This is a genomic window from Aquirufa sp. TARAVU-A1A, from assembly GCF_054558675.1.
Map to the genome: position 1 here is coordinate 360,070 of NZ_JBPXKP010000003.1, position 20,675 is coordinate 380,744.

The following is a 20,675-nucleotide window of genomic DNA, read 5'->3' on the forward strand; positions in this document are numbered from 1 at the left end:
AAGAACCTGTATGAGAATTTTATTCGCCTTTGTATTAAGCACATTCATTGCTTTTTTTGCTAATGCACAGAACCCTTCATTTAAAACGTTGGAAAGTTTTGATGCCATTTTTGCCCGTGCGAAAAAAGAAAACAAACCCATATTCTTCGAGGCCTATCTACCCAATTGCTCCCATTGCATGGCTTATGATGTGACCTTGAAAAACCCAAAAATCAAACAATTTCTTGACAAGAACGTCTTGGCTTACCAACTAGACATTAGCAAGCGTGAAAATGGAATGTTCTTGCGCAAACAAAAAGTGTATATTCCCTCCACACCGAGCTTCATTGTGCTGGGTCCAGATGGAAAACCATGGGATATTCAAAACATGGGCGATGAATTAAATTCAGTCAGTGGAATTCTTGCCACATTACAAAAAGCGATAGATCCTCAAAAAAGAGATGAGGCAACTTTAAAAAAATACTTACAAGGCGCACGCGAATTTAATGAGATGATTGGCTTGGCCAATTTCACTCGGATGACCTTGGACACCGTTCAAAACATTGAAATCGTTCAACAGCTCGCAGAGGCTTTACCCAAAGACAAATACGAATCAGAATTGGGGTTTTTATTAATTCGGAAAGTGATGCTCGACAATAACAATCCCTTGTTTGATCATTTTATCAACAACTTGGCCACCTACCGAAAGTCCAATGACTCGGTTATAGTCAGACAAGCAGCCGAAAATACCCTCATGTCGACTTTATTTTCTAGTCGGGCACGTAAATTCAGCCCCGATCGTATCGCGGGAATCAAATATGGCTTACAAAAAATCGGTTTGACTGATGCGCAAATAGCGAATCGATGCATCGTTTTAGAAGTGCTGATTGACTTAGACAAAGACCAATTGGCCATTGCCACGGAACGAATCAAATCTTATTATCAGGGCAAGGAAATTCCAGCAAAAGAAAAGGAATTTTGGTGCAAATGGTTAAGTCAAAAGTCGGACTCTAAAAATCCTTGTCCGCTTCCTTAAAACTTCTTGTTTAATTCTGTAAAATCGAGTAATTTTCAGGATAACATACGCCGTACAAACCATCAACAATGAAAAAAACCTTACTATTCTGTTTAACTGCTTTAACGCTTGTCGGATTTACAAACGCCATCCCTTTGGTAGGTGAAGAATCGTTAGAATCCGTATTCAAGCGGATCAAAGAGGAAGTAGATGCTAACTCTCAGGCATATTCCAGTCTGGGTACGGCGTGTTCAACCATTGGTCACCGATTAACCGGTAGCGAAAATGGCAAAAAAGCAGAAGAGTTTGCTTTTCAATTATTTAAGAAATATGGCTTTCGGGATACCAAATACCAGGGTTTTCAAGTAGAAGCTTGGGCTCGTGATACGGTAACTTTATCGGTGGCACCTCCCAAATCGGATGACTTCCGTGAGATCCCTGTCGTTTCTCTCGCGTTAACGCCCGTGGAATCGAAAATTCAAGGACAAATTGTGGATTGCGGCAATGGATTAGATGCAGATTTCGCAGCGAAAAAAGAATTAGTCAAAGGTAAAATTGCCCTTGCAAATATCGGATTAATCGACGCCCCATCTGGAAGCAAAAACCTACACCGTTCCGAAAAAACAGCTTTAGCCATCAAATACGGTGCAGCTGGCGTTATTTTCGTTAATACAGTAAAAGGCCAAGTTTTATTAACGGGTACGGCGTCAGTAACGGGAAATTTAATTTCGATTCCGGCGGTTTGTATCTCCTTGGAAAGCGGTACCGAAATCAGAAAATGGCTTGTTGATCAACCGGGCTTATTGAGTATGATTGAAATGCATAATGTAAGCCAACCGATCAAAGCGCGCAATGTAGTCGCAACCCTGAAAGGAGAAAGCAGACATTTACGTCATGAGAAAATTATCATCGGTGGCCACTTAGATTCTTGGGATTTAGCGACAGGGGCAATCGATAATGGAATCGGATCATTTTCAGTGATTGATATTGCTCGCACATTCAAAGCCTTAGGACTAAAGAGCAAGCGTACAATCGAGTTTGTGGCATTCATGGGCGAAGAAGAAGGACTTTTAGGTTCAAAAGCCTATATCGAACGTGCGAAAAAAACGGGCGAGATAGATGAGATTGTTTACATGATCAATTTAGACATGGCGAACAATGTACATGGATTTAATGGAGGAGGTCGCGATGAGATGATGCCTTTATTAAAAGAGATTGGCGATAAAATCAAATCCATCGATCCAAGTTTTGCGAATGATTTACACAACGCAGCAGGTTTACACTCAGACAATCAAGCCTTTTTGATGGAAGGAATTCCAGCGGCGGATCCGATGGGTAAATTAAGTAAATCGGTACTTGATTGTTATCATGCGAACTGCGACGTGTTTAGTTTGGTGAATAAAAAAGAGATGGAAAATAATGTCAAATATACCTCGATGCTCTTATATGCCTTAGGGAATGCTAACGCAATTCCGGCGAAGAAATTAGACTTTTATTCGACACGCGATTTCTTTATCAAACAAAACCTGCGCCACGAATTAGAGCTCGGAAATGAATGGCGCTGGGGAAATAATTAAATTCTCAGCATTTTGATTATTTTTGCAACAAATTGATTTTTTCTATACCCTTATGAATACGACTAATCCTTCTTTTTACGATCACGACATGGAAATGATTCCCGAAAATACCTTCAAATCAATTATCAAAGTCGTAGGTATCGGTGGCGGCGGATCCAATGCGGTGAAGCACATGCAAGAGATGGATATTAAAGGTGCCGATCTGGTTATTTGCAATACCGATTCACAGGCTTTGGCTTCAAATCCGGTGCAGACGAAGATTAAGTTAGGCCAACAAGGATTAGGAGCGGGTACAGACCCCGAAGTAGGCCGTTTGGCAGCGATGGAAAGTCGGGAAAAAATCCAACACATGTTGTCGAATGAAACCCAAATGGTTTTCATTACAGCTGGTATGGGCGGTGGTACAGGAACGGGAGCAGCGCCAGTTATTGCTGAAATTGCAAGAGAACGCAATTTGTTAACCGTTGCCGTAGTAACTGCACCCTACAATTGGGAAGGACGCGATAAAATCCAATATGCCCTGAACGGGGTAGAATCTTTGAAAAAATATTGTGACACGGTCATCGTGGTCATGAATGATAAATTAGCTGAGCATTACGAAAACTTGCCGATGTCGGAGGCTTTCTCAAAAGCAGATGATGTTTTAGCTAAAGCGGTTAAATCCGTTGTGGACGTAATTGCGAAACCTGGCGATATCAATACCGACTTCATGGACGTGAAGAAAGTTTTGACGAATGCTGGTCGGGCGATGATGAGTTCCGCATACGGAATCGGCGACAACCGAGCATTTGATGCCATCGCAGAAGCATTGACTTCTCCATTATTGAACTCACAACAGATCAATGGCGCAAAACGCATCTTGGTAACGGTTTCTACAGGAAGCGGTAATCCGCTGAAGATGAAGGAACAAAACATCATTATCAATTACCTGAACGAGCGTATCAAATTACAAGCAGATATGGTCAAATTCGGATTCTCAACAGATGAAGAATTAGGAGATAGTTTGTACTTGACGGTTATTGCAGCTGGATTTGAGCATGAAGGCGATGAGTTCAGTACTTATTTCGAAGGCAATGAGGTGAATTATGAAACAGCGGATGATTCTGGTCAACGAGAGTTTACACCTGGCAGCACGATTACCTTGGATGCAGAGTCAACGAATAACCCGATGAATGAGGAGGAGCGTTTCAGCTATATGGTGGATGTTTACACAAACGGAGGCCTGAGCGAAACAGAATTCGAAGTTCCTACGTATCGCCGTAATTCTGTGAAGTTATATGCGTTGAATAGACTTCCAGAGGAAGAGTGGGTAACAACTGATTTGTACTAATCCAACCGAACTTGTTGTATTGTTTCGCGAATTAATGCTTCGCTGGCGTACGCTATTTCAAATTCGGATACTTCCGTCAATCCACCCATCGAAATACCCGGTCTGCGATAATCCATGGCTGAATCGCGCACGGTTCGTGCACTTGTATGCACGGCGTCAACTCCTATGTCGATAAATTGTCGGCAATTCTGTGGATTCACACCACTCCCCGCCATGATTTCGATTCGACCAGCAGACTTAGCAACTAATTGGGCAATGTTTTCAATTCCCTCAAGCGCCTTGTTCTTTTGTCCGGAGGTCAGAATGCGTTGGAATTTTAATTCGATCAATTGCTCTAAAACGACTTCTGGCTCCCGACTCACATCAATTGCCCGATGGCAAGTCAAGGGAAAATTCCCTACTCGGTTTCGTAAGTCCTGAAGAAATGGAACATCCAAATCCCCATTTGGCAGAAGAGCCCCAACAACCAATCCATGAACACCCGAACGAATGAGTTCATTAGCATCCTCAAGCATCGTTTGCTTCTCGAAATCATCATAACAAAAATCGCCACCCCGAGGTCGCAACATCACATGAACCTCTAAACTCGTTCCAGCTATTACTGCTTTAACAAGCCCGGCCGACGGCGTACATCCGCCTTCATATGGGGAAGCACATAGCTCAACACGATCCGCACCTGCACGATCAGCCGCCAAACAGGATTCCAATGAATAAGCACAAACTTCTACTGCGAGCCTTGAATTTCTTTTCATAAAAATAGGCCTAAATAGGCCGTTAAATAGCTTTTTTGATAATTAACGAAAATTTAAGAAATAAATCTTTTATAAATATTTTTTTATTTTACTTTTGCACACAGATCAAAATGAAATAATAAAATTACTTAAAATATGTATTGGACATTAGAACTTGCCTCCTACCTAGAAGATGCGCCTTGGCCAGCTTCAAAAGATGAATTAATCGACTTCGCGATCCGTACGGGATCTCCTTTAGAAGTTGTTGAAAACTTACAAGAATTAGAAGACGATGGTCAACCCTTCGAAAGCATCGAAGAAATTTGGCCAGATTATCCGACAAAGGATGACTTCTTCTTCAACGAAGACGAATATTAATTAAGAGGCGAAAGCCTCTTTTTTTATGGCCTTAATTTCCTCACTTAGGCCCTGGTTACGTAAAGCAATCCCCCAGCGACGAAGCAAGACATCGTCCCAACAAGTCACCATTTCATGTTGCTTCAAATAATCAATTTCAGATTGAATATAAGGCAAGTCAGGATGCAACAATTGGGTATCCCCTTGAAGCAAAGCAAAACTGTTTGAGCCATAGGTTTCCCATAAATGTTGTTGTGTAGATTCTGATAATGTAGAGGCATCTTGCAAAAATTGTTCGCGCAAAGATTCGTTACCTCCCGACAAAACATGATTGGCCGTCAAACAAGGTTGGGGAACTTGGTTCAATACCTCTCGTTCTAAGACGTCCATCGTATCAGCAGCCATCACCCGGTAAGTGGTCCATTTACCACCCATGATGCTGACCAATTTACTCCGGCCATCCACTTCAACTTCGTGATCACGTACCAATGATTTGGTATCAGACGCCATAGCAGCATCTAAGGCAGCTTGTAGCAAAGGCCTTTGGCCCACAAACGTAGAAGTCACATCCGATCGAGAGGCTTTTCCCGAAGCGTAGCGATTAAAATAATCGAGCAGGTAATCGATTTCCTCCGACAAAATTGGCGGGTTTTCACGTAAGGTATCAGGCTCGTCGGTGGTTCCCACCAACACATAGTTTCGCCATGGAATCACAAAAATCACCCGACCATCATCTGTTTTTGGAATCAATAAGGCTGTTTTACCAGGCCAAAAAGTTGCCGGTAACACAATATGTGCACCCCGACTCACCTTCATGCGAGGTTTTAATTTCGGATTCGCCATGGCACGAATCGCATCCGTAAAGGGCCCAGTTGCATTGACAACGGCCTTCACAGCTATTTGATAAGCTTCCCCAGAAATGACATCCTGAAAACAAACCTCCTTGACTTTTAAACTTTTGGGAGAATGCACAAAACTTGTAAGTTCCGCATAGTTCAACACACAAGCGCCTGCCGCTTCCGCAGATTGGAGAATTGCCAGTGCATAACGTGCATCGTTCAATTGGCCGTCATAATACAATACACCTCCACGCACATGCTCCAACGAAATGGCAGGACTTAATTCGCGCATTTGTTTTGGGCCTAAACCTCGACTGGGTTCTAAATTTGTGTGACCTGCAATTTGATCATATAACCACATACCAATGCGGTAATAAACTCGATCAAACCAAGTATAACAAGGCGTCAATAAAGCTAATGGATGGGCCAAAAAGGGCGCATTTTGCAATAAAATTTTACGTTCATGCAAGGCTTTGTAAACCATTTTGAATTGTTGCCAATCCAATTTTTTGACAGCTTGTTCTAGATAACGAACGCCGCCATGGACCAACTTCGTTGATTTGGAGGAAGTTTGCGATGCAAAATCACCTTTTTCGATTAATAGCACTCGGTAACCGCGCAATGTAGCATCCAATGCCACACCAGCACCCGTCGCGCCACCTCCGATGATACACAAATCAAAAGGCTCTGATAATTTCTTTATTTGGTCCGCGCGATTAAAGGCCATCCGTTTAAATTAGGTTTACAAAGGATAAAGTACGATTTACTTCAATTTACTCAACAAATTCTAAAATAAAACGCAAAAGATTCATTTAAAATTGATAAAAATAGAAGAGATTTTATAATTTTGCAGTCCTTTGGCTAGCAACATATAGTCAAAGTATCAAAGCATTATAATTTTATGGCAAAGAAGAAAGACGTTAACGAATCCATTGAAATCATTGAAAGCCCGGAGGCACTTCAACACGAATTAGAAAAAGTCACTGGATTTTTCGATCAAAATAAATCAACCGTTATTGGTGCTGCAGTGCTTGTCGTTGCGATCATCGTGGGATACTTTGGTTTCCACTGGTACCAAAACACACAAGATGCTGAAGGTGAGAAGAAATTATACAAAGCGGTTTACGCATTTGAATCAGATTCATTAGCAGCTGCATCGAAAGATTTAGCGAAAGTTTCGGATGAATTTGGTGGCAACACACAAAATTTAGCTGACTTGTATTTGGGTATTACTTTGTTGAAACAAGGTAAATACGATAACGCAATTGAGAAATTGAAAAATTTCAGCAGCGGCGATTTATTAGTTCAAGCACGTGCTTATTCATTAATTGGCGATGCATATTCTGAAAAGAAATCCTATGCTGAAGCAATCGAATATTATACAAAAGCAGCTGATTACAAATCAAACAAGTTCTTTTCGCCAGGTTATTTGTTGAAACTTGCAAACGCATACGAAGCAAATAAACAATCGAAAGAGGCATTGGATACTTACACAGCAATCACGGAAAAATATCCAGAAGCTGCTGAAGCAATTCCAGCGAAGAAATATAAAGCGCTATTAGAAAGCTCTATCTCTGAATAATAAAGTTTACGAAATTGTCATGAGGGGATAAGAGCATCAGCTTTTATCCCTTCTTGTTTTAGCCCCATCACCATGTCATCTGCCTTAAAAAACTTAAGTGATTTTAGTACTGCCAACTTGCCGGATGTTTCCCAAAAGAGATTCGCGATTGTAGTCGCAGAATGGAACACAGAAGTCACGGGCGCCTTATATACAGGAGCTTATGATACACTATTGAAATACGGCGCTCAAGAATCAAACATCGTCAGCGTTCAAGTTCCAGGCAGTTTTGAATTAAGCTTAGGAGCACAAAAGATGGCTGTGAAAGCAGACATCGATGCGGTGATTTGTTTAGGCTGTGTCATTCAAGGCGAAACACGTCACTTTGATTTCATTTGCCAAGCCGTAGCTGATGGCATTACAAATGTGAGTTTGAAATACAATAAACCGGTTATTTTTGGCGTATTAACACCAAATAACCAAGAACAAGCCATGGATCGCGCAGGCGGCAAACATGGCAACAAAGGAGATGAGGCAGCCATTACTGCCATTAAAATGTTAGCAATAAATTAAGATATACTATTATGCAAGTTTGGAAATTTGGCGGCACATCCGTAGGAAAGCCAGAAAGAATGCAATCGATTCGTCAACTTATCACAGAAGACGGAAAACCTAAAATTGTTGTTTTATCTGCATTATCAGGTAGCACGAACGCATTGTTATCCATTTCAGAATCATTAATCGCACAAAATCAAACGGAGGCGAAAACCAAAGCGTCTGATTTACGTGCGCATTACGATGCCTTTTTAACCGAGCTTTACCAAACGCCTGCGGGTCTTGCGAAAGGTCAAGCAATCGTTACGAAGGAATTTACGTTCATCGACAGCCTGATCGCTACGGTACCTTATACCGTCAAACAAGCGAAGGAAATGGTCGCTTTGGGCGAATTGTTATCGACGCAAATTTTCGAAGCCTATTTGCAAGAAGAAGGGGTAAATTCAACATTATTACCTGCTTTGGATTTTATGGTGATCGATGAGGACAATGAGCCAATCATGGCTGAAATCGAAACGAAATTAGCGGCAACCTTAGCCCCAGTAAAAGACAAGCAAATCTTCATCACACAAGGTTTCATTTGCCGCAATCCAGCGGGCGAAGTTGATAACCTGAAACGTGGAGGTTCCGATTACACCGCTTCGTTAATTGGTGGTGCCATTCAAGCCGAAGAAATTCAAATCTGGACGGACATCGACGGGATGCACAACAATGACCCGCGCATCGTGAAAAACACCTTCCCGATTCGTGAATTATCTTTCGCTGAGGCAGCGGAATTGGCCTACTTTGGCGCAAAGATTTTGCACCCAAGCACCATAACTCCAGCCAAAATCAAAGGTGTTCCTGTACGTTTGAAAAACACGATGGAACCAAGCGCCTTTGGTACCTTGATTTCGGAAAAATCGACAGATGTGGAAATCAAAGCCATCGCTGCCAAAGACAATATCACGGCTATTTACATTCACTCGACTCGGATGTTGAATGCCTATGGATTCTTGAAGCGTGTGTTTGAGATTTTCGAAAAATACAAAACACCCGTGGACATGATCACAACATCCGAAGTTTCAGTTTCGGTAACGATTGATCAAACCGCGAATTTGGATGCCATCATGCGTGAATTGCGTGAATTTGCCGAGTTAGAAGATCCGGATAAAGACCAAGTAATTATCTGCATCGTGGGTAATTTCTGGGCTGACAAAGAAGGCATTGCGATCAAGGTTTTGGATGCCATCAAAAACATCCCAATCCGCATGATCTCTTACGGAGCTTCTGAGCATAACATCTCACTTTTGGTCGATGCCAAACATAAAAATGATGCATTAAACGCATTAAACGAAGGACTTTTTTAAACAAACACCATGTTAACGATTCCATTTATCCGGACAAACACGGAACTTACGATTGCCGGTTTAACGAAAAAACACGTAGCAAATGCTGCTGATATCGTAGGCCAACTCATCGCTATGGATGACAAACGGAAGTCTTTACTCCAACAAGCAGAGCAAGCTTTGGAAAAATCCAATGCCGCTGCCAAGGAAATTGGGGCGCTGATGCAATCTGGACAAAAGGAGTTAGCCGAAGGCAAGCGTGCAGAAACTGCCGCGCTAAAAGGTGATATCAAAGTCATGGAAGAAGCGGCGCGTGTCGCAGAGAAAGAATTAACCGACTTACTCGTTACGCTTCCGAACCTTCCACACAGTTCTGTTCCGGAAGGAAAAGTTGCAGAAGATAATGAAGTCGTTTTAAACTGGGGGACTATCCCTACCTTAAACGAAGGAGCCAAACCCCACTGGGATTTGATCAAAGATTATGACATCATCGACTTTGATTTAGGCAACAAAATTACGGGTGCAGGATTTCCGGTATATAAAGGGAAAGGAGCTCGTTTGCAGCGTGCATTGATCAACTTCTTCTTGGATGAAGCAATCAAGGCTGGCTATTATGAGATCCAACCTCCTATCTTGATCAATGAAGATTCGGGATTTGGTACTGGCCAATTGCCTGACAAAGAAGGTCAAATGTATGTAACCCAAGCGGAAGGATTGTATTTAATCCCAACGGCCGAGGTACCTATTACCAACTTATACCGTGACGTGATTGTCAACGAGAAAGAATTGCCCATCAAAAACGTAGGCCATACGCCGTGTTTCCGTCGGGAAGCGGGTTCATGGGGAGCCCACGTACGTGGCTTGAATCGCTTACATCAATTCGACAAAATCGAAATTGTACAGATTCAAAAACCGGAAAATTCATACGCTGCCTTAGAAGAAATGTCCTTGCATGTGCAAAGCATTCTACAAAAATTAGAATTGCCTTACCGTGTATTAAGACTATGTGGTGGTGATATGGGCTTTACATCTGCGTTGACCTACGACATGGAAGTATGGTCGGCGGCACAAGGACGCTGGCTGGAAGTGAGTTCGGTTTCCAACTTTGAAACGTACCAAGCAAATCGCTTGAAATTGCGTACGAAGATCGAGGGAAAATCCATTCTATGCCACACCTTGAACGGTTCGGCATTAGCATTGCCTCGTATCGTGGCTGCAATTTTGGAAAACAACCAAGGGCCGGATGGCATTAAGATTCCAGCTGTTTTGGTTCCATATACGGGCTATACGCACATCAACTAGTCCACACTCAATCGGAAACCCTCGCCGTGCAAATTCAATAATTGTACGCGAGGGTCTTCTTTTAACAACTTGCGTAGCTTCGTCATGTATACATCCATGCTGCGCGCATTGAAATAGGTATCATCTCCCCAAATCAATTTCAGTGCATAGGACCTACTTACCGGTCGGCCTAAGTTCTCACACAATAACTTCATGAGCTCGTTTTCCTTTGGGGTAAACTTTTGTTCGTTCCCTTGAAAAACCAGGCGCATTTTCGCTGGATAGTATGTAAAATCGCCTAATTGAATTTCATCTGCCAAAGCCGGTAAAGATTTATCCGAATGGGCCCGACGCAGAATGGCTTCCATGCGCGCAACGAGTACGTCCATAGAAAATGGTTTGGTTAGGTAATCATCCGCACCCACTTTAAAACCTTGCAAGGTATCTTCTTCCATGGATTTGGCCGTCAAAAAAATAATGGGCACATCTAAATGAGTCGCGCGAATATCTTTGGCCAAAGAGAATCCGTCTTTCTTGGGCATCATGACATCAAAAACGCAGAGATCAAAAGTCCCCTTAACGAAAAAGTCCAAGGCCTGATCTCCATCTTGCGCCCAAACTACTTCATAGCCCTTTTTCTTTAAAAATTCGCTCAACAATAGCCCCAAATTAGGGTCATCTTCTGCCAATAAAATTTGTGGATTAATTGCCATAAGGTATCGTAATTTCAAATGTACTTCCTTTTCCTAATTGACTTTTCACTTGGACATTCCCTCCATGTGCTTCAACAATTTTCTTCACATAACTCAATCCCAAGCCAAAGCCTTTGACATTGTGCACATTGCCCGTAGGAACCCGGTAAAAGGGCTCAAACACCTGGGTTAACACATCTTTTTGCATCCCGATTCCCTTGTCAGTAACTAAGATCGTAAATGTCGAATCAATGACTTTCGTTTCAATCGTAATCTCAGGAGCTTCAGCGCTGTATTTAACTGCATTGTCAATCAGATTGTTTATCACATTACTCATGTGAACTTCATCAATCAATAATTCTGCCGGTAGGTCTGAAAATACCGTATGAATCACCCCATTTTTGGCCATCAACATCGGTTGGTTCATCTCAATAACCTGCTGAATCAGCTCATGCATATTAATCTGTTTCTTCTTCAACACAATTTCTTCCCGTTCCATTTGAGCTGTTTGCAAAACTCGCTCAACTTGTTGGCCTAAGCGCACATTCTCATCCTTAATAATCCCCAAATAGCGTTGGATACTTCCATTGTCATGCACACTAGCATCTTCCTGAATTAGTTGGGTAGCAAGAGAAATTGTTGAAATAGGGGTCTTGAATTCATGCGTCATGTTATTGATGAAATCATTTTTTATTTCGGCCAATTTCTTTTGCTTGAGAATGGTCATCATGGCAATGTAAAAACAGCCGACCATGATAAAAAGCAAGATTGCGGAGCCTAATAAATTTACCCCCATCGTTTGCCAAATGAAGCCCATCGAGTCAGGGAAGTACACATGCAAGAATTGACCCGAGGCATGCAAGTCATTCGGAAAAAGTGCCGCCATGAATTGTGGCGTATGTTTTTTGATGCTTGTATTAGAAGCAAAAATCCAATCTTTCGCTTGTTTGGGCGCTTGTGGAGCAATCCCAAAGGCATAATTCAATTGAATATGTTTCGCGGCTAATTCCTTTCGCAACATACTATCGATGTAATGCGGTTCAACGCGTTGCGGAATTGGGCGCTCTTTGAACAAATAATCAGAAAATACTTCTTTCGCTAAAGCTGTTTTTTGGATCACTTTTTCATCATCTTTGGGAGCAACATCAGCTGCAGATGGTTTCAAAGGGATTTCGTCCTTTTTAACATGCATTTTAGTATCCCTTTTGATAAACTGGCGATGCCGAATTGCCCGCTGGCGTTTTTGAACTCGGGGAGATAACAAATCAGCAATTTGCTGGTCTTCTTGCAAGCGCCGTTGGATATCTTGTTCCGGATCCACATCAACTTGATACTCCTCCGTAATTTCGGCAATCTGTCCATTGGGAAGCAAAAATGATTTTCGAACATACATGATGTCGGATCGAACTTCATTATGAATCGCACCTCGCTGATTATGAGTCCCACCTTCGGAACTAATAAAATTATCCGCGGAACGAACGTCCACCGTCATTTCGAAGTCCTTCGATTTAGGTTTCTTTTGCGGTTTTACCGCAAGTTTTTTTGACAAAGCCTTGAGCTTTTGTTGTTGACTTTCATACGATTGCTGCCTTTGGGCGAGCATCACCAGCTCCTGTTTCTCGAGTTTCCGAACCACCTGTGCCAAGCCATCTTGTACGTCGGATGCGAACTGTTCCTTTTTGGTTTCGAGCATGAACCCAAGCCAATATGCCTGAAAAGCAATGAGCCCCAGCAATGCGAGGGTCATCAAGCCAATAATCAAGCGTATTTTCTTTTGAGTCATTTTATTATAAAAATCGAAAGCACAAATTTATCAAAATGCAGGGAGGATAAAAGAGCTCTTAACACTTCTTAACAAACAAGATTCAAAGGCATTTCGTAAGTTTGCTCCGCATTAAAAAAATAACGTATGAAATATTTAATCCTAACGGCCGTTTTGGCCTTCGCGAGTACAACAGCTTGGGCTCAAGAAAAACAAGAAGCAACGATCAAAATTGTTGTTGATGACAACGGTAAGCAAAAAGTTATCGAGCGTCACTTTTCCGACATCAGCAAAGCGGAAGGTGAAATCAAAAAGCTTTCGGACTCGCTTGATTTAGAAGTGAAAATCTCTGGAGATGTAAAGAAAATCATTCGCATGGATGTGAATAAAAAAGAACTAAAAGGCGGCGATGTTGTCATGGAACGCCATGCCGGTTCCCCCACTCCTGGTCAAGAAAAACGTGTCATGATTATTCGAAAAGGCGATAAAGATGGCAATATCATTTCAGAAGATATCCAAGGTCCTCGTGAATTCAAGTTTGAATTTGATGGCCCAGGTGATCGCATGAAAGCCTTCCGTAAAATCCATAAAGACGTTCTAGGTGAAGGATCCAAAACCATTCATGGCTTAAAAGCAACGCCCAACAAACCGTTCAATGGAAAAATTAGCGTAAAGTTTAACGCCCCTGAAAAAGGAAATGTGTCGATTTCAATCCTTGATGTCAACGGCAAAGAATTAGCCAATGAGCAAATCAAAGATTTCCAAGGTGATTACTTGGGACAAATCGATATCAAAAAAGCAGGTGCAGGTGTCTATTTCATCCGTGTTAGCCAAGGCACCGACGGAGCTGTAAGACGAGTTAAGGTTGATTAGTTCATTTCCCCAGGCTAAAGCCTGGGGTTTTAATTTCCGCCTAAGATAAAACCCTGAACGTACGTTCGGGGTTTTTTATTTACCCATATTCGCCCAAGCAAAGGCGTACATATCCGCAGTCAATTCAATCAACTTCGCCGTATTACTCGACCCATGTCCACTGTTCATATCAATCCGAATAATCACCGGATTCTTACTTGTATTCTTCGCTTGCAAAGTTGCCGCATACTTAAATGAGTGCGCAGGAACCACCCGATCATCGTGATCCGCTGTGGTAATCAAAGTCGCAGGATAGGCTTTTGCTTCAATGTTGTGTAATGGAGAATAGCTATACAACACCTTAAATTCTTCCGCATTATCACTCGAGCCGTAATCGGCGATCCAGTTCCAACCGATCGTGAATTTTTGGAAGCGCAACATATCCATTACCCCTACGCCTGGCAATGCCACGCCGAATAATTCAGGATGTTGGTTGATAACCGCCCCCACCAGCAATCCTCCATTTGACCGACCCGAAGCGGCTAAATACGACGCATTAGTATATTTTTGTTTGATTAAATACTTCGCTGCATAAATAAAATCATCAAAGACATTTTGCTTGTTGAGCTTCATGCCTGCCTGATGCCATTTCTCTCCATACTCACTTCCGCCGCGTAAATTTGCCAATACATAGACTCCGCCTTTTTCCAACCAGGCCATTAAGCTTGCTGTGAAACTTGGTGTCGAACTAATATTAAATCCACCATATCCGTGTAAAATAGTTGGATTTTTCCCATTCAATACCAATCCTTTTTTGCTCACAATGAACATCGGAACACGTGTCCCATCTTTGCTCATATAGAACTTTTGAATCACTTGGAAATCTTCGGGCTTAAAGGCCAAATGAGGCTTTTGAAATATTTTACTCGTGTTTTGAGCAATTTCATATTTGTAAACCGTTGGCGGGAAGTTGAACGACGAATAAGTAAAAAAGCTAAACTTGTCCTCCTTCTCCCCGTGAAAACCACTCACATTCCCTAAACCAGGCAATTTCACGGACCCGATGCCAACGCCGTTATAATTGTAAATCAACGTACGGGAAGTAACATCTTTCAAATACGTCAAATACAATCGGTGACCCGCACTTGCAACAGCCTGCAATGGCTCCGCACGTTCAGGTACCAAGGGTTTCCAATTCGACTTTTCCGGCTTTGCCAAAGTCAACTCCATCAATTTCCCATTCGGAGCGCCATCGTTTGTTTCTAAAATAATACGATCACCTTCATTGTCCACGACCGAATAATGAAAGGCACCCGGTTCGCGGACGATTGGTCGGAAGACATCGCCAACCACATCCGTACGAATAAACCATAATGCATTGCCATCCAAGCCTTTACCCCGATCGCTAATCGTCAAATAGGCTAAGGTTTCATCATCCGATGTACTCATTGTATGAAAGCGCTGTGGGTTTTTCTTGTCTTCGTAGACCAAGCGGTCTTGACTTTGCGAAGTGGCTACTTGATGAAACCAAACTTGGTGGTTTTCATTTTTCGTACTTAGTTCCTTGCCTTCAGCGGGTGCTGGATAGCGCGAATAATAAAAACCATCCCCTTTCCAGGCAACGCCACTAACCTTTACCCAATTCAATTGATCCGGCAAATCTTGACCCGTTTCCATATCCCTTACGCCAAAAACCTGCCAATCGCTCCCGCCTTTACTCAAGCCGATGCAAGCATAGCGGCCATTTTTGCTCAGGCTGAAAACAGTCAAGCGCGTCGTAGCATCCGTGGATAATTTGTTGGGATCCAAAACTTCCTCCGGAGTACCTGTTAATCCTTTTTGGCGATACAAGACCGATTGATTTTGCAAGCCCGAGTTCTTGTAAAAATAAAACCAATCGCCTCGTTTGAACGGTGCAGAAATTTTCTCGTAATCACTTAATTGCTCGATCCGTTTCTTGAAAGTTTCGCGTAAGGGTAAGGTTTCTAGGTAGCCAAAACTCACTTTGTTCTGAGCCTTCACCCATTCCTTAGTTTCGGCACTGTTATCATCCTCCAGCCAGCGGTAAGGATCCGCCACGGTGACACCATGATAAACATCCGTATGTTCCACCTGGCGGGTTTTCGGATAAACCAATTGTGACCATGCGGCCGAATTTACGAGCATTCCCATGAGTAAAATCAAATACTTTTTCATACTTATTTATTTTTGGGTAACCATAATACGGCATCTGCAACCAGAAGGCCATTGGCCCCGCGTTGAGAAACCAATACGTCCCCCGTTGTGTTATCTTCAAAATGATAAGTCCCTACTGGAACCCATGTTTCCGTTGTATCAGGCGCTATATGTACACTTGCCACATGGCGAACTTTGGCAACATACACCTCTAAATTAATCACGGTAGTTCCTCCTCTTACGGCAGGAATGTAATAGTAAAGTTGGTAATCACCTTTCAACGGTGTTTTAGAGGTAAATCGTATGCGAGACCCCAAATCATCCAAAGGATTTGTTTGCAAATATGTTCCGCCAAACGTACCTGGCTGATTTTTGATTTTATTCCAATGACCTATAATCTCCATGTTCGCCGCCTCCGCATCATCGACGATTAATTCAGGACGAGAACCATCCATCCAGGGATTGTATTTATAGTAACGCTCCACTTCTTCGGAAGAAATTTTAGCGACAGGAATATCGCGCAAAATGGACTCCACGGCTTTGATGGCCGCCGACTGCCCTAATTGCATGTTGATTACGTCGACCCCTTTCCCGGCAATCAAAACAGGCGCTTGCATATTTGTCCAGGTAGGTTCCGCATAGATCAAACGTGAAGTAGAACCGCCCATACCATCTTCTTCCAATTCTTTGGTGGCTTGATAACCGGTTTTCAACAACATATCTCCGTTATAAGAACAATCAATATAGGATTTAGCCTTCACTAACTTCACTCCTTCCTCAGCTTGCAAACTCAATTGCTTAACCTCATTTCCTTCCACCAAACTTGCGATCACCTGATGTCCTGGCCAAACAACGATTTTAGCGTCATCTAAATAAGACTGCAAAACCTCATATCCCGTGGAGGAGTCAAATTCAAAGGCTTGAAATTTCCCTAGCTTCCCTCCTACCTTACGAAAAAAATCCCGAGGTAATCCATGAATTTGGGCAGGATTCAATTCAAATTTCATCCCAAAGCCTTGTTGGGCATAGGGTAACGTTGTCGAAGCATCAATCAGCAAAGTCTTTTTCCCGGCCGCTTTTGCCGCATAAGCTGCCATCACACCAGCTGGTGTAGCGCCATAGACGATGACATCAAAAGATTGCACCTTTTGGCCAAAACAGGTGGAGGCCAACAATAAAAAACAGATAATATAGCGCATTAAAATAAAGATCCGGTTTGAGCTTTGGGTTCAATACCCACGTGACGATAGGCTTTTTCGGTTGCTTCTCTTCCGCGTGAGGTCCGTTTCAGAAATCCTTCTTGAATCAAAAAGGGCTCATATACTTCCTCGATCGTTTCGGCTTCCTCACCGCAAGCCGTAGCAATGGTTGTTAGTCCCACAGGCCCACCTTTGAACTTCTCGATAATCGTCATCAAAATACGATTATCCATTTCATCCAAGCCATTTTGATCTACATCCAAGGCATCCAAAGCGATTTGTGCGATGCGCACATCAATCTCTCCATTGCCTTTTACTTGGGCAAAATCACGGGTGCGACGCAATAAATTATTCGCAATACGTGGAGTTCCTCGACTCCGGCGCGCAATTTCAAATGCCCCCGACTCTTCGATCGGCATCTTTAAAATTTGTGCGGAACGCTTGACGATACCCGTTAATAATTTGGCATCGTAATATTCTAAACGTGCATTAATCCCGAAACGGGCACGTAATGGCGAAGTCAACAGACCCGCACGCGTGGTGGCACCGATTAAAGTAAAAGGATTCAAACTAATCTGGATGCTCCGGGCATTCGGGCCGGAATCCAACATAATATCAATCTTATAATCCTCCATGGCCGAGTACAAATACTCTTCCACAATCGGATTCAAGCGATGAATTTCATCAATAAATAACACATCAAAAGGTTGCAAATTCGTCAATAAACCGGCTAAATCAGAGGGTTTATCCAAGACAGGACCTGAAGTAATTTTCAAGGTAGAGCCTAACTCATTGGCAATAATATGCGAAAGGGTTGTCTTGCCTAAACCAGGAGGGCCGTGCAACAAGACATGATCCAAGGCTTCCTCGCGGGCTTTAGCAGCCCCTACGAAAATTTTGAGATTATCAACGATTTTTCCTTGACCGGTAAAATCGAAAAAACTCAACGGACGTAAGGCTTTATCGATCTCACGTTCCTGTGGATTCAATGCTTCCGCATCCCCTGTTAAATAATCTTCCCGCATAGGACTCTGTTGATTCAAAATTGAACTCAAAGATAATTTTTTTATTGCGAAGATTTTATAGTTTTGATAAACCAACAAGAATATCTAAACCTATGAGCTCTATTTTTATCGGCGAGTTAGCCGGAACAGCTACCCTTTTATACCTCGGAAATGGCGTCGTTGCCAATGTCCTCTTAAAAAATACCAAAGGAAACGGAACCGGATTATTAGCCATCGCAGCAGCCTGGGCATTTGCCGTAACGGTTGCGATCTTCGTTTCCACCTATTTCGGAAGTTCAGGAGCTCATTTAAATCCGATTGTTACGATAGCTGGTTGTGTTAAATCAGGCGATTGGAGTCTATTCCCTACGTTTATTGGGGCCCAATTATTGGGAGCCATGCTAGGCCAATTACTCGTTTGGATTCATTACAAACCTCATTATGATATCACAGAAGATGCCGGAGCAATTAAAGCCACTTTCTCCACGGACCCTGCCATCCGCAATACGCCATTCAACTTTATTTCTGAAGCCTTTGCCTCTGCCGTTGCAGTCTTAGCATTAGGAACTTTTAGTACGATTGAAACAGGATTAGGACCATTTATGGTTGGCATTTTAGTTTGGGTCGTAGGTCTAGCCTTAGGAGGCACCACTGGATATGCCATTAATCCTGCGCGTGATTTAGGTCCTCGCATCATGCATGCCATCTTACCGATTCCAAACAAAGGAAATTCCGATTGGGGATATGCCTGGATTCCAGTCTTGGGGCCAGCTGCTGGTGCTGTTTTAGGCGCATATTTGTTGACATTAAATTAATACGAACATGTACATCGGATCGATTGACCAAGGAACCACCAGTTCGCGTTTCATTATTTTCAACAAAGGCGGTGAAATTATTTCCGTAGGCCAAAAAGAGCATAAACAAATTTATCCGCAAGCCGGTTGGGTCGAACATGATCCCGCCGAAATCTGGAAAAATACACAAGAAGTGATTGGTTTAGCCTTAGGGAAGGCCAACCTTTCAGCGAAAGATATTGCTGCGGTGGGAATTACCAACCAACGGGAAACAACCGTTGCCTGGAACAAACACACAGGAAAAGCCTATTACAATGCCTTGGTTTGGCAGGATACACGTGTCGGGAATGAATTAGCTGAACTTGCCAAAGATGGTGGCATGGATCGTTTTCGAGCGAAAACAGGTTTGCCTTTGGCCACGTATTTTAGTGGCTTAAAATTACGCTGGTTACTTAATAACATCGAAGGCCTCCGAGCAGATGCTGAAAAAGGCGATGCTCTTTTTGGCAACATGGATACTTTTATCGCATGGCACCTAACTGGGGGAACAGCAGGGGGAATTCACATCACGGATGTGACCAATGCCAGCAGAACCCAATTAATGGACTTAGCAACTTGCCAATGGGACGATGAGATCCTTGAAGTCCTGAATATCCCCAAAAAGATGCTTCCTGAAATCAAATCGAGTTCCATGGTTTATGGCCATGCGAAAGGGGTCTTAGGAGGTGTGCCGTTGGCGGGGATTTTGGGGGACCAACAAGCTGCTTTGGTGGGTCAAACCTGCTTTAATCCAGGTCAGGGGAAGAATACCTATGGCACAGGATGCTTCTTATTAATGAATACGGGTTTAAAGCCGGTACCGTCCCAACATGGTTTATTAACAACAGTAGCCTATCAATTAGGAAATGAACCTGTACACTATGCGCTTGAAGGATCCGTTGCGATTACGGGAGCACTCGTTCAATGGCTGCGTGATAATTTGGGAATCATCAAAAACAGTCCCGATATCGAAAAACTCGCGAAACTTGTAGATGATAATGGCGGATGCTATTTTGTCCCAGCATTTTCGGGTCTTTACGCGCCCTATTGGAAATCAGATGCGCGCGGGGTACTTGTAGGATTAACACGTTACATCAATAAATCGCACATTGCACGCGCGGCCTTGGAGGCAACAGCTTTCCAAACCTGGGAAGTATTAGAAGCCATGGAAAAAGATGCGGGAATCGCAATTAGTTCCTTGCGCGTAGATGGGGGTATGGTTGTCAACCAATTACTGATGCAATTTCAATCAGATATTTTGGGTGAAGAAGTTATTTGCCCAAAAATCATCGAGACAACAGCCTTAGGTGCTGCGTACGCCGCTGGACTAGCCGTGGGCTATTGGGAAAACTTAGATGACTTACGGAAAAACTGGGCAATTGCCCATACCTGGAAGCCAAACATGCCGGCCGAAAGCAGAGATAAGCTTCGGAAGCAATGGAAAAAAGCCGTTACGAAAAGTTTCGACTGGGCGGAGGACTAAGCTCTTTTTACCTTAGGAGCATCCGCACGCGTTGTACCATAAGCTGGGCAGTTGGCTTGTTGAGAGCATGAGCTCAAAATCATACCTGCCAAAACACTCATTGCGATAATTTTTTTCATGAT

General features: G+C 42.9%; 19 protein-coding genes. 11 read left to right on the forward strand and 8 right to left on the reverse strand.

Annotated elements, in window-relative coordinates; all coding sequences use genetic code 11:
- The first annotated feature begins 10 nt into the window (after nucleotides 1-10).
- The 3 genes from V7S75_RS06090 to ftsZ all read left to right on the forward strand — a co-directional run bounded on the left by V7S75_RS06090 (nucleotide 11) and on the right by ftsZ (nucleotide 3,901).
- Nucleotides 11-1,015 (forward strand): thioredoxin family protein, encoded by a 1,005-nt coding sequence (locus V7S75_RS06090; RefSeq protein ID WP_459512254.1) that lies wholly within the window; start codon nucleotides 11-13, stop codon nucleotides 1,013-1,015.
- Between the two features lie 68 nt (nucleotides 1,016-1,083).
- The gene (locus V7S75_RS06095; protein ID WP_459512256.1) at nucleotides 1,084-2,571 is read left to right on the forward strand and encodes a M20/M25/M40 family metallo-hydrolase; all 1,488 of its coding nucleotides are present in this window, start codon (nucleotides 1,084-1,086) and stop codon (nucleotides 2,569-2,571) included.
- Nucleotides 2,572-2,623: 52 nt separating this feature from the next.
- Nucleotides 2,624-3,901 (forward strand): cell division protein FtsZ, encoded by a 1,278-nt coding sequence (gene ftsZ, locus V7S75_RS06100; protein ID WP_459512258.1) that lies wholly within the window; start codon nucleotides 2,624-2,626, stop codon nucleotides 3,899-3,901.
- Here the strand turns inward: ftsZ and V7S75_RS06105 are convergent.
- Entirely contained in the window at nucleotides 3,898-4,653 is a 756-nt protein-coding gene (locus V7S75_RS06105) for a copper homeostasis protein CutC (RefSeq protein ID WP_459512260.1), read from the reverse strand. The two genes, ftsZ and V7S75_RS06105, sit on opposite strands and share 4 nt — an antisense overlap.
- Nucleotides 4,654-4,788: 135 nt before the next feature.
- Between V7S75_RS06105 and V7S75_RS06110 the strand changes: the two genes are divergently transcribed.
- Nucleotides 4,789-5,010, forward strand: coding sequence for a DUF2795 domain-containing protein (locus V7S75_RS06110; protein ID WP_130895915.1), 222 nt, complete (start codon nucleotides 4,789-4,791; stop codon nucleotides 5,008-5,010).
- On the opposite strand, the gene V7S75_RS06115 is transcribed toward V7S75_RS06110, so the two are convergent.
- Nucleotides 5,011-6,555 (reverse strand): glycerol-3-phosphate dehydrogenase/oxidase, encoded by a 1,545-nt coding sequence (locus V7S75_RS06115; protein WP_377975664.1) that lies wholly within the window; start codon nucleotides 6,553-6,555, stop codon nucleotides 5,011-5,013.
- A 174-nt stretch (nucleotides 6,556-6,729) separates the two neighbouring features.
- Between V7S75_RS06115 and V7S75_RS06120 the strand changes: the two genes are divergently transcribed.
- From V7S75_RS06120 to serS, 4 genes are all read left to right on the forward strand, one after another.
- Entirely contained in the window at nucleotides 6,730-7,410 is a 681-nt protein-coding gene (locus V7S75_RS06120; protein ID WP_459512263.1) for a tetratricopeptide repeat protein, read from the forward strand.
- A gap of 72 nt (nucleotides 7,411-7,482) precedes the next feature.
- Complete coding sequence (gene ribH, locus V7S75_RS06125; protein WP_459512265.1) at nucleotides 7,483-7,962, forward strand: 6,7-dimethyl-8-ribityllumazine synthase; 480 nt, start codon at nucleotides 7,483-7,485, stop codon at nucleotides 7,960-7,962.
- A gap of 11 nt (nucleotides 7,963-7,973) precedes the next feature.
- Nucleotides 7,974-9,293, forward strand: coding sequence for an aspartate kinase (locus V7S75_RS06130; protein WP_459512267.1), 1,320 nt, complete (start codon nucleotides 7,974-7,976; stop codon nucleotides 9,291-9,293).
- 9 nt (nucleotides 9,294-9,302) lie between these two features.
- Complete coding sequence (serS, locus tag V7S75_RS06135) at nucleotides 9,303-10,574, forward strand: serine--tRNA ligase (protein ID WP_459512269.1); 1,272 nt, start codon at nucleotides 9,303-9,305, stop codon at nucleotides 10,572-10,574.
- Here serS and V7S75_RS06140 read toward each other — a convergent pair.
- Nucleotides 10,571-11,266 (reverse strand): response regulator transcription factor, encoded by a 696-nt coding sequence (locus V7S75_RS06140; protein WP_459512270.1) that lies wholly within the window; start codon nucleotides 11,264-11,266, stop codon nucleotides 10,571-10,573. The two genes, serS and V7S75_RS06140, sit on opposite strands and share 4 nt — an antisense overlap.
- On the reverse strand, nucleotides 11,256-13,028 hold the full coding sequence (locus V7S75_RS06145; RefSeq protein WP_459512272.1) for a sensor histidine kinase: 1,773 nt from the start codon (nucleotides 13,026-13,028) through the stop codon (nucleotides 11,256-11,258). The genes V7S75_RS06140 and V7S75_RS06145 overlap by 11 nt, the downstream gene beginning before the upstream one ends.
- Before the next feature lie 126 nt (nucleotides 13,029-13,154).
- Between V7S75_RS06145 and V7S75_RS06150 the strand changes: the two genes are divergently transcribed.
- Nucleotides 13,155-13,880 (forward strand): T9SS type A sorting domain-containing protein, encoded by a 726-nt coding sequence (locus tag V7S75_RS06150; RefSeq protein ID WP_459512273.1) that lies wholly within the window; start codon nucleotides 13,155-13,157, stop codon nucleotides 13,878-13,880.
- 75 nt (nucleotides 13,881-13,955) lie between these two features.
- Here the strand turns inward: V7S75_RS06150 and V7S75_RS06155 are convergent, their stop codons facing one another.
- From V7S75_RS06155 to ruvB, 3 genes are read right to left on the reverse strand one after another with little or no spacing between them, the layout of a single operon-like run.
- Nucleotides 13,956-16,055 carry a prolyl oligopeptidase family serine peptidase gene (locus V7S75_RS06155; RefSeq protein ID WP_459512274.1) on the reverse strand — a complete coding sequence of 700 codons (2,100 nt, stop codon included), beginning with the start codon at nucleotides 16,053-16,055 and terminating at the stop codon, nucleotides 13,956-13,958.
- Between the two features lie 2 nt (nucleotides 16,056-16,057).
- Nucleotides 16,058-17,233: an FAD-dependent oxidoreductase gene (locus tag V7S75_RS06160; RefSeq protein WP_459512276.1), complete on the reverse strand. Its 1,176-nt coding sequence runs from the start codon at nucleotides 17,231-17,233 to the stop codon at nucleotides 16,058-16,060.
- Complete coding sequence (ruvB, locus tag V7S75_RS06165) at nucleotides 17,233-18,258, reverse strand: Holliday junction branch migration DNA helicase RuvB (RefSeq protein WP_377975739.1); 1,026 nt, start codon at nucleotides 18,256-18,258, stop codon at nucleotides 17,233-17,235. Before ruvB ends, V7S75_RS06160 begins: the two co-directional genes overlap by 1 nt.
- Before the next feature lie 92 nt (nucleotides 18,259-18,350).
- Here ruvB and V7S75_RS06170 point away from each other — a divergent pair, with 92 nt between their 5' ends.
- Nucleotides 18,351-19,052: an MIP/aquaporin family protein gene (locus tag V7S75_RS06170; protein WP_459512279.1), complete on the forward strand. Its 702-nt coding sequence runs from the start codon at nucleotides 18,351-18,353 to the stop codon at nucleotides 19,050-19,052.
- Nucleotides 19,053-19,059: 7 nt separating this feature from the next.
- The gene (gene glpK, locus V7S75_RS06175) at nucleotides 19,060-20,553 is read left to right on the forward strand and encodes a glycerol kinase GlpK (protein ID WP_459512281.1); all 1,494 of its coding nucleotides are present in this window, start codon (nucleotides 19,060-19,062) and stop codon (nucleotides 20,551-20,553) included.
- Here the strand turns inward: glpK and V7S75_RS06180 are convergent.
- Nucleotides 20,550-20,672: a hypothetical protein gene (locus V7S75_RS06180; protein WP_377975686.1), complete on the reverse strand. Its 123-nt coding sequence runs from the start codon at nucleotides 20,670-20,672 to the stop codon at nucleotides 20,550-20,552. The two genes, glpK and V7S75_RS06180, sit on opposite strands and share 4 nt — an antisense overlap.
- Between the last annotated feature and the right edge of the window lie 3 nt (nucleotides 20,673-20,675).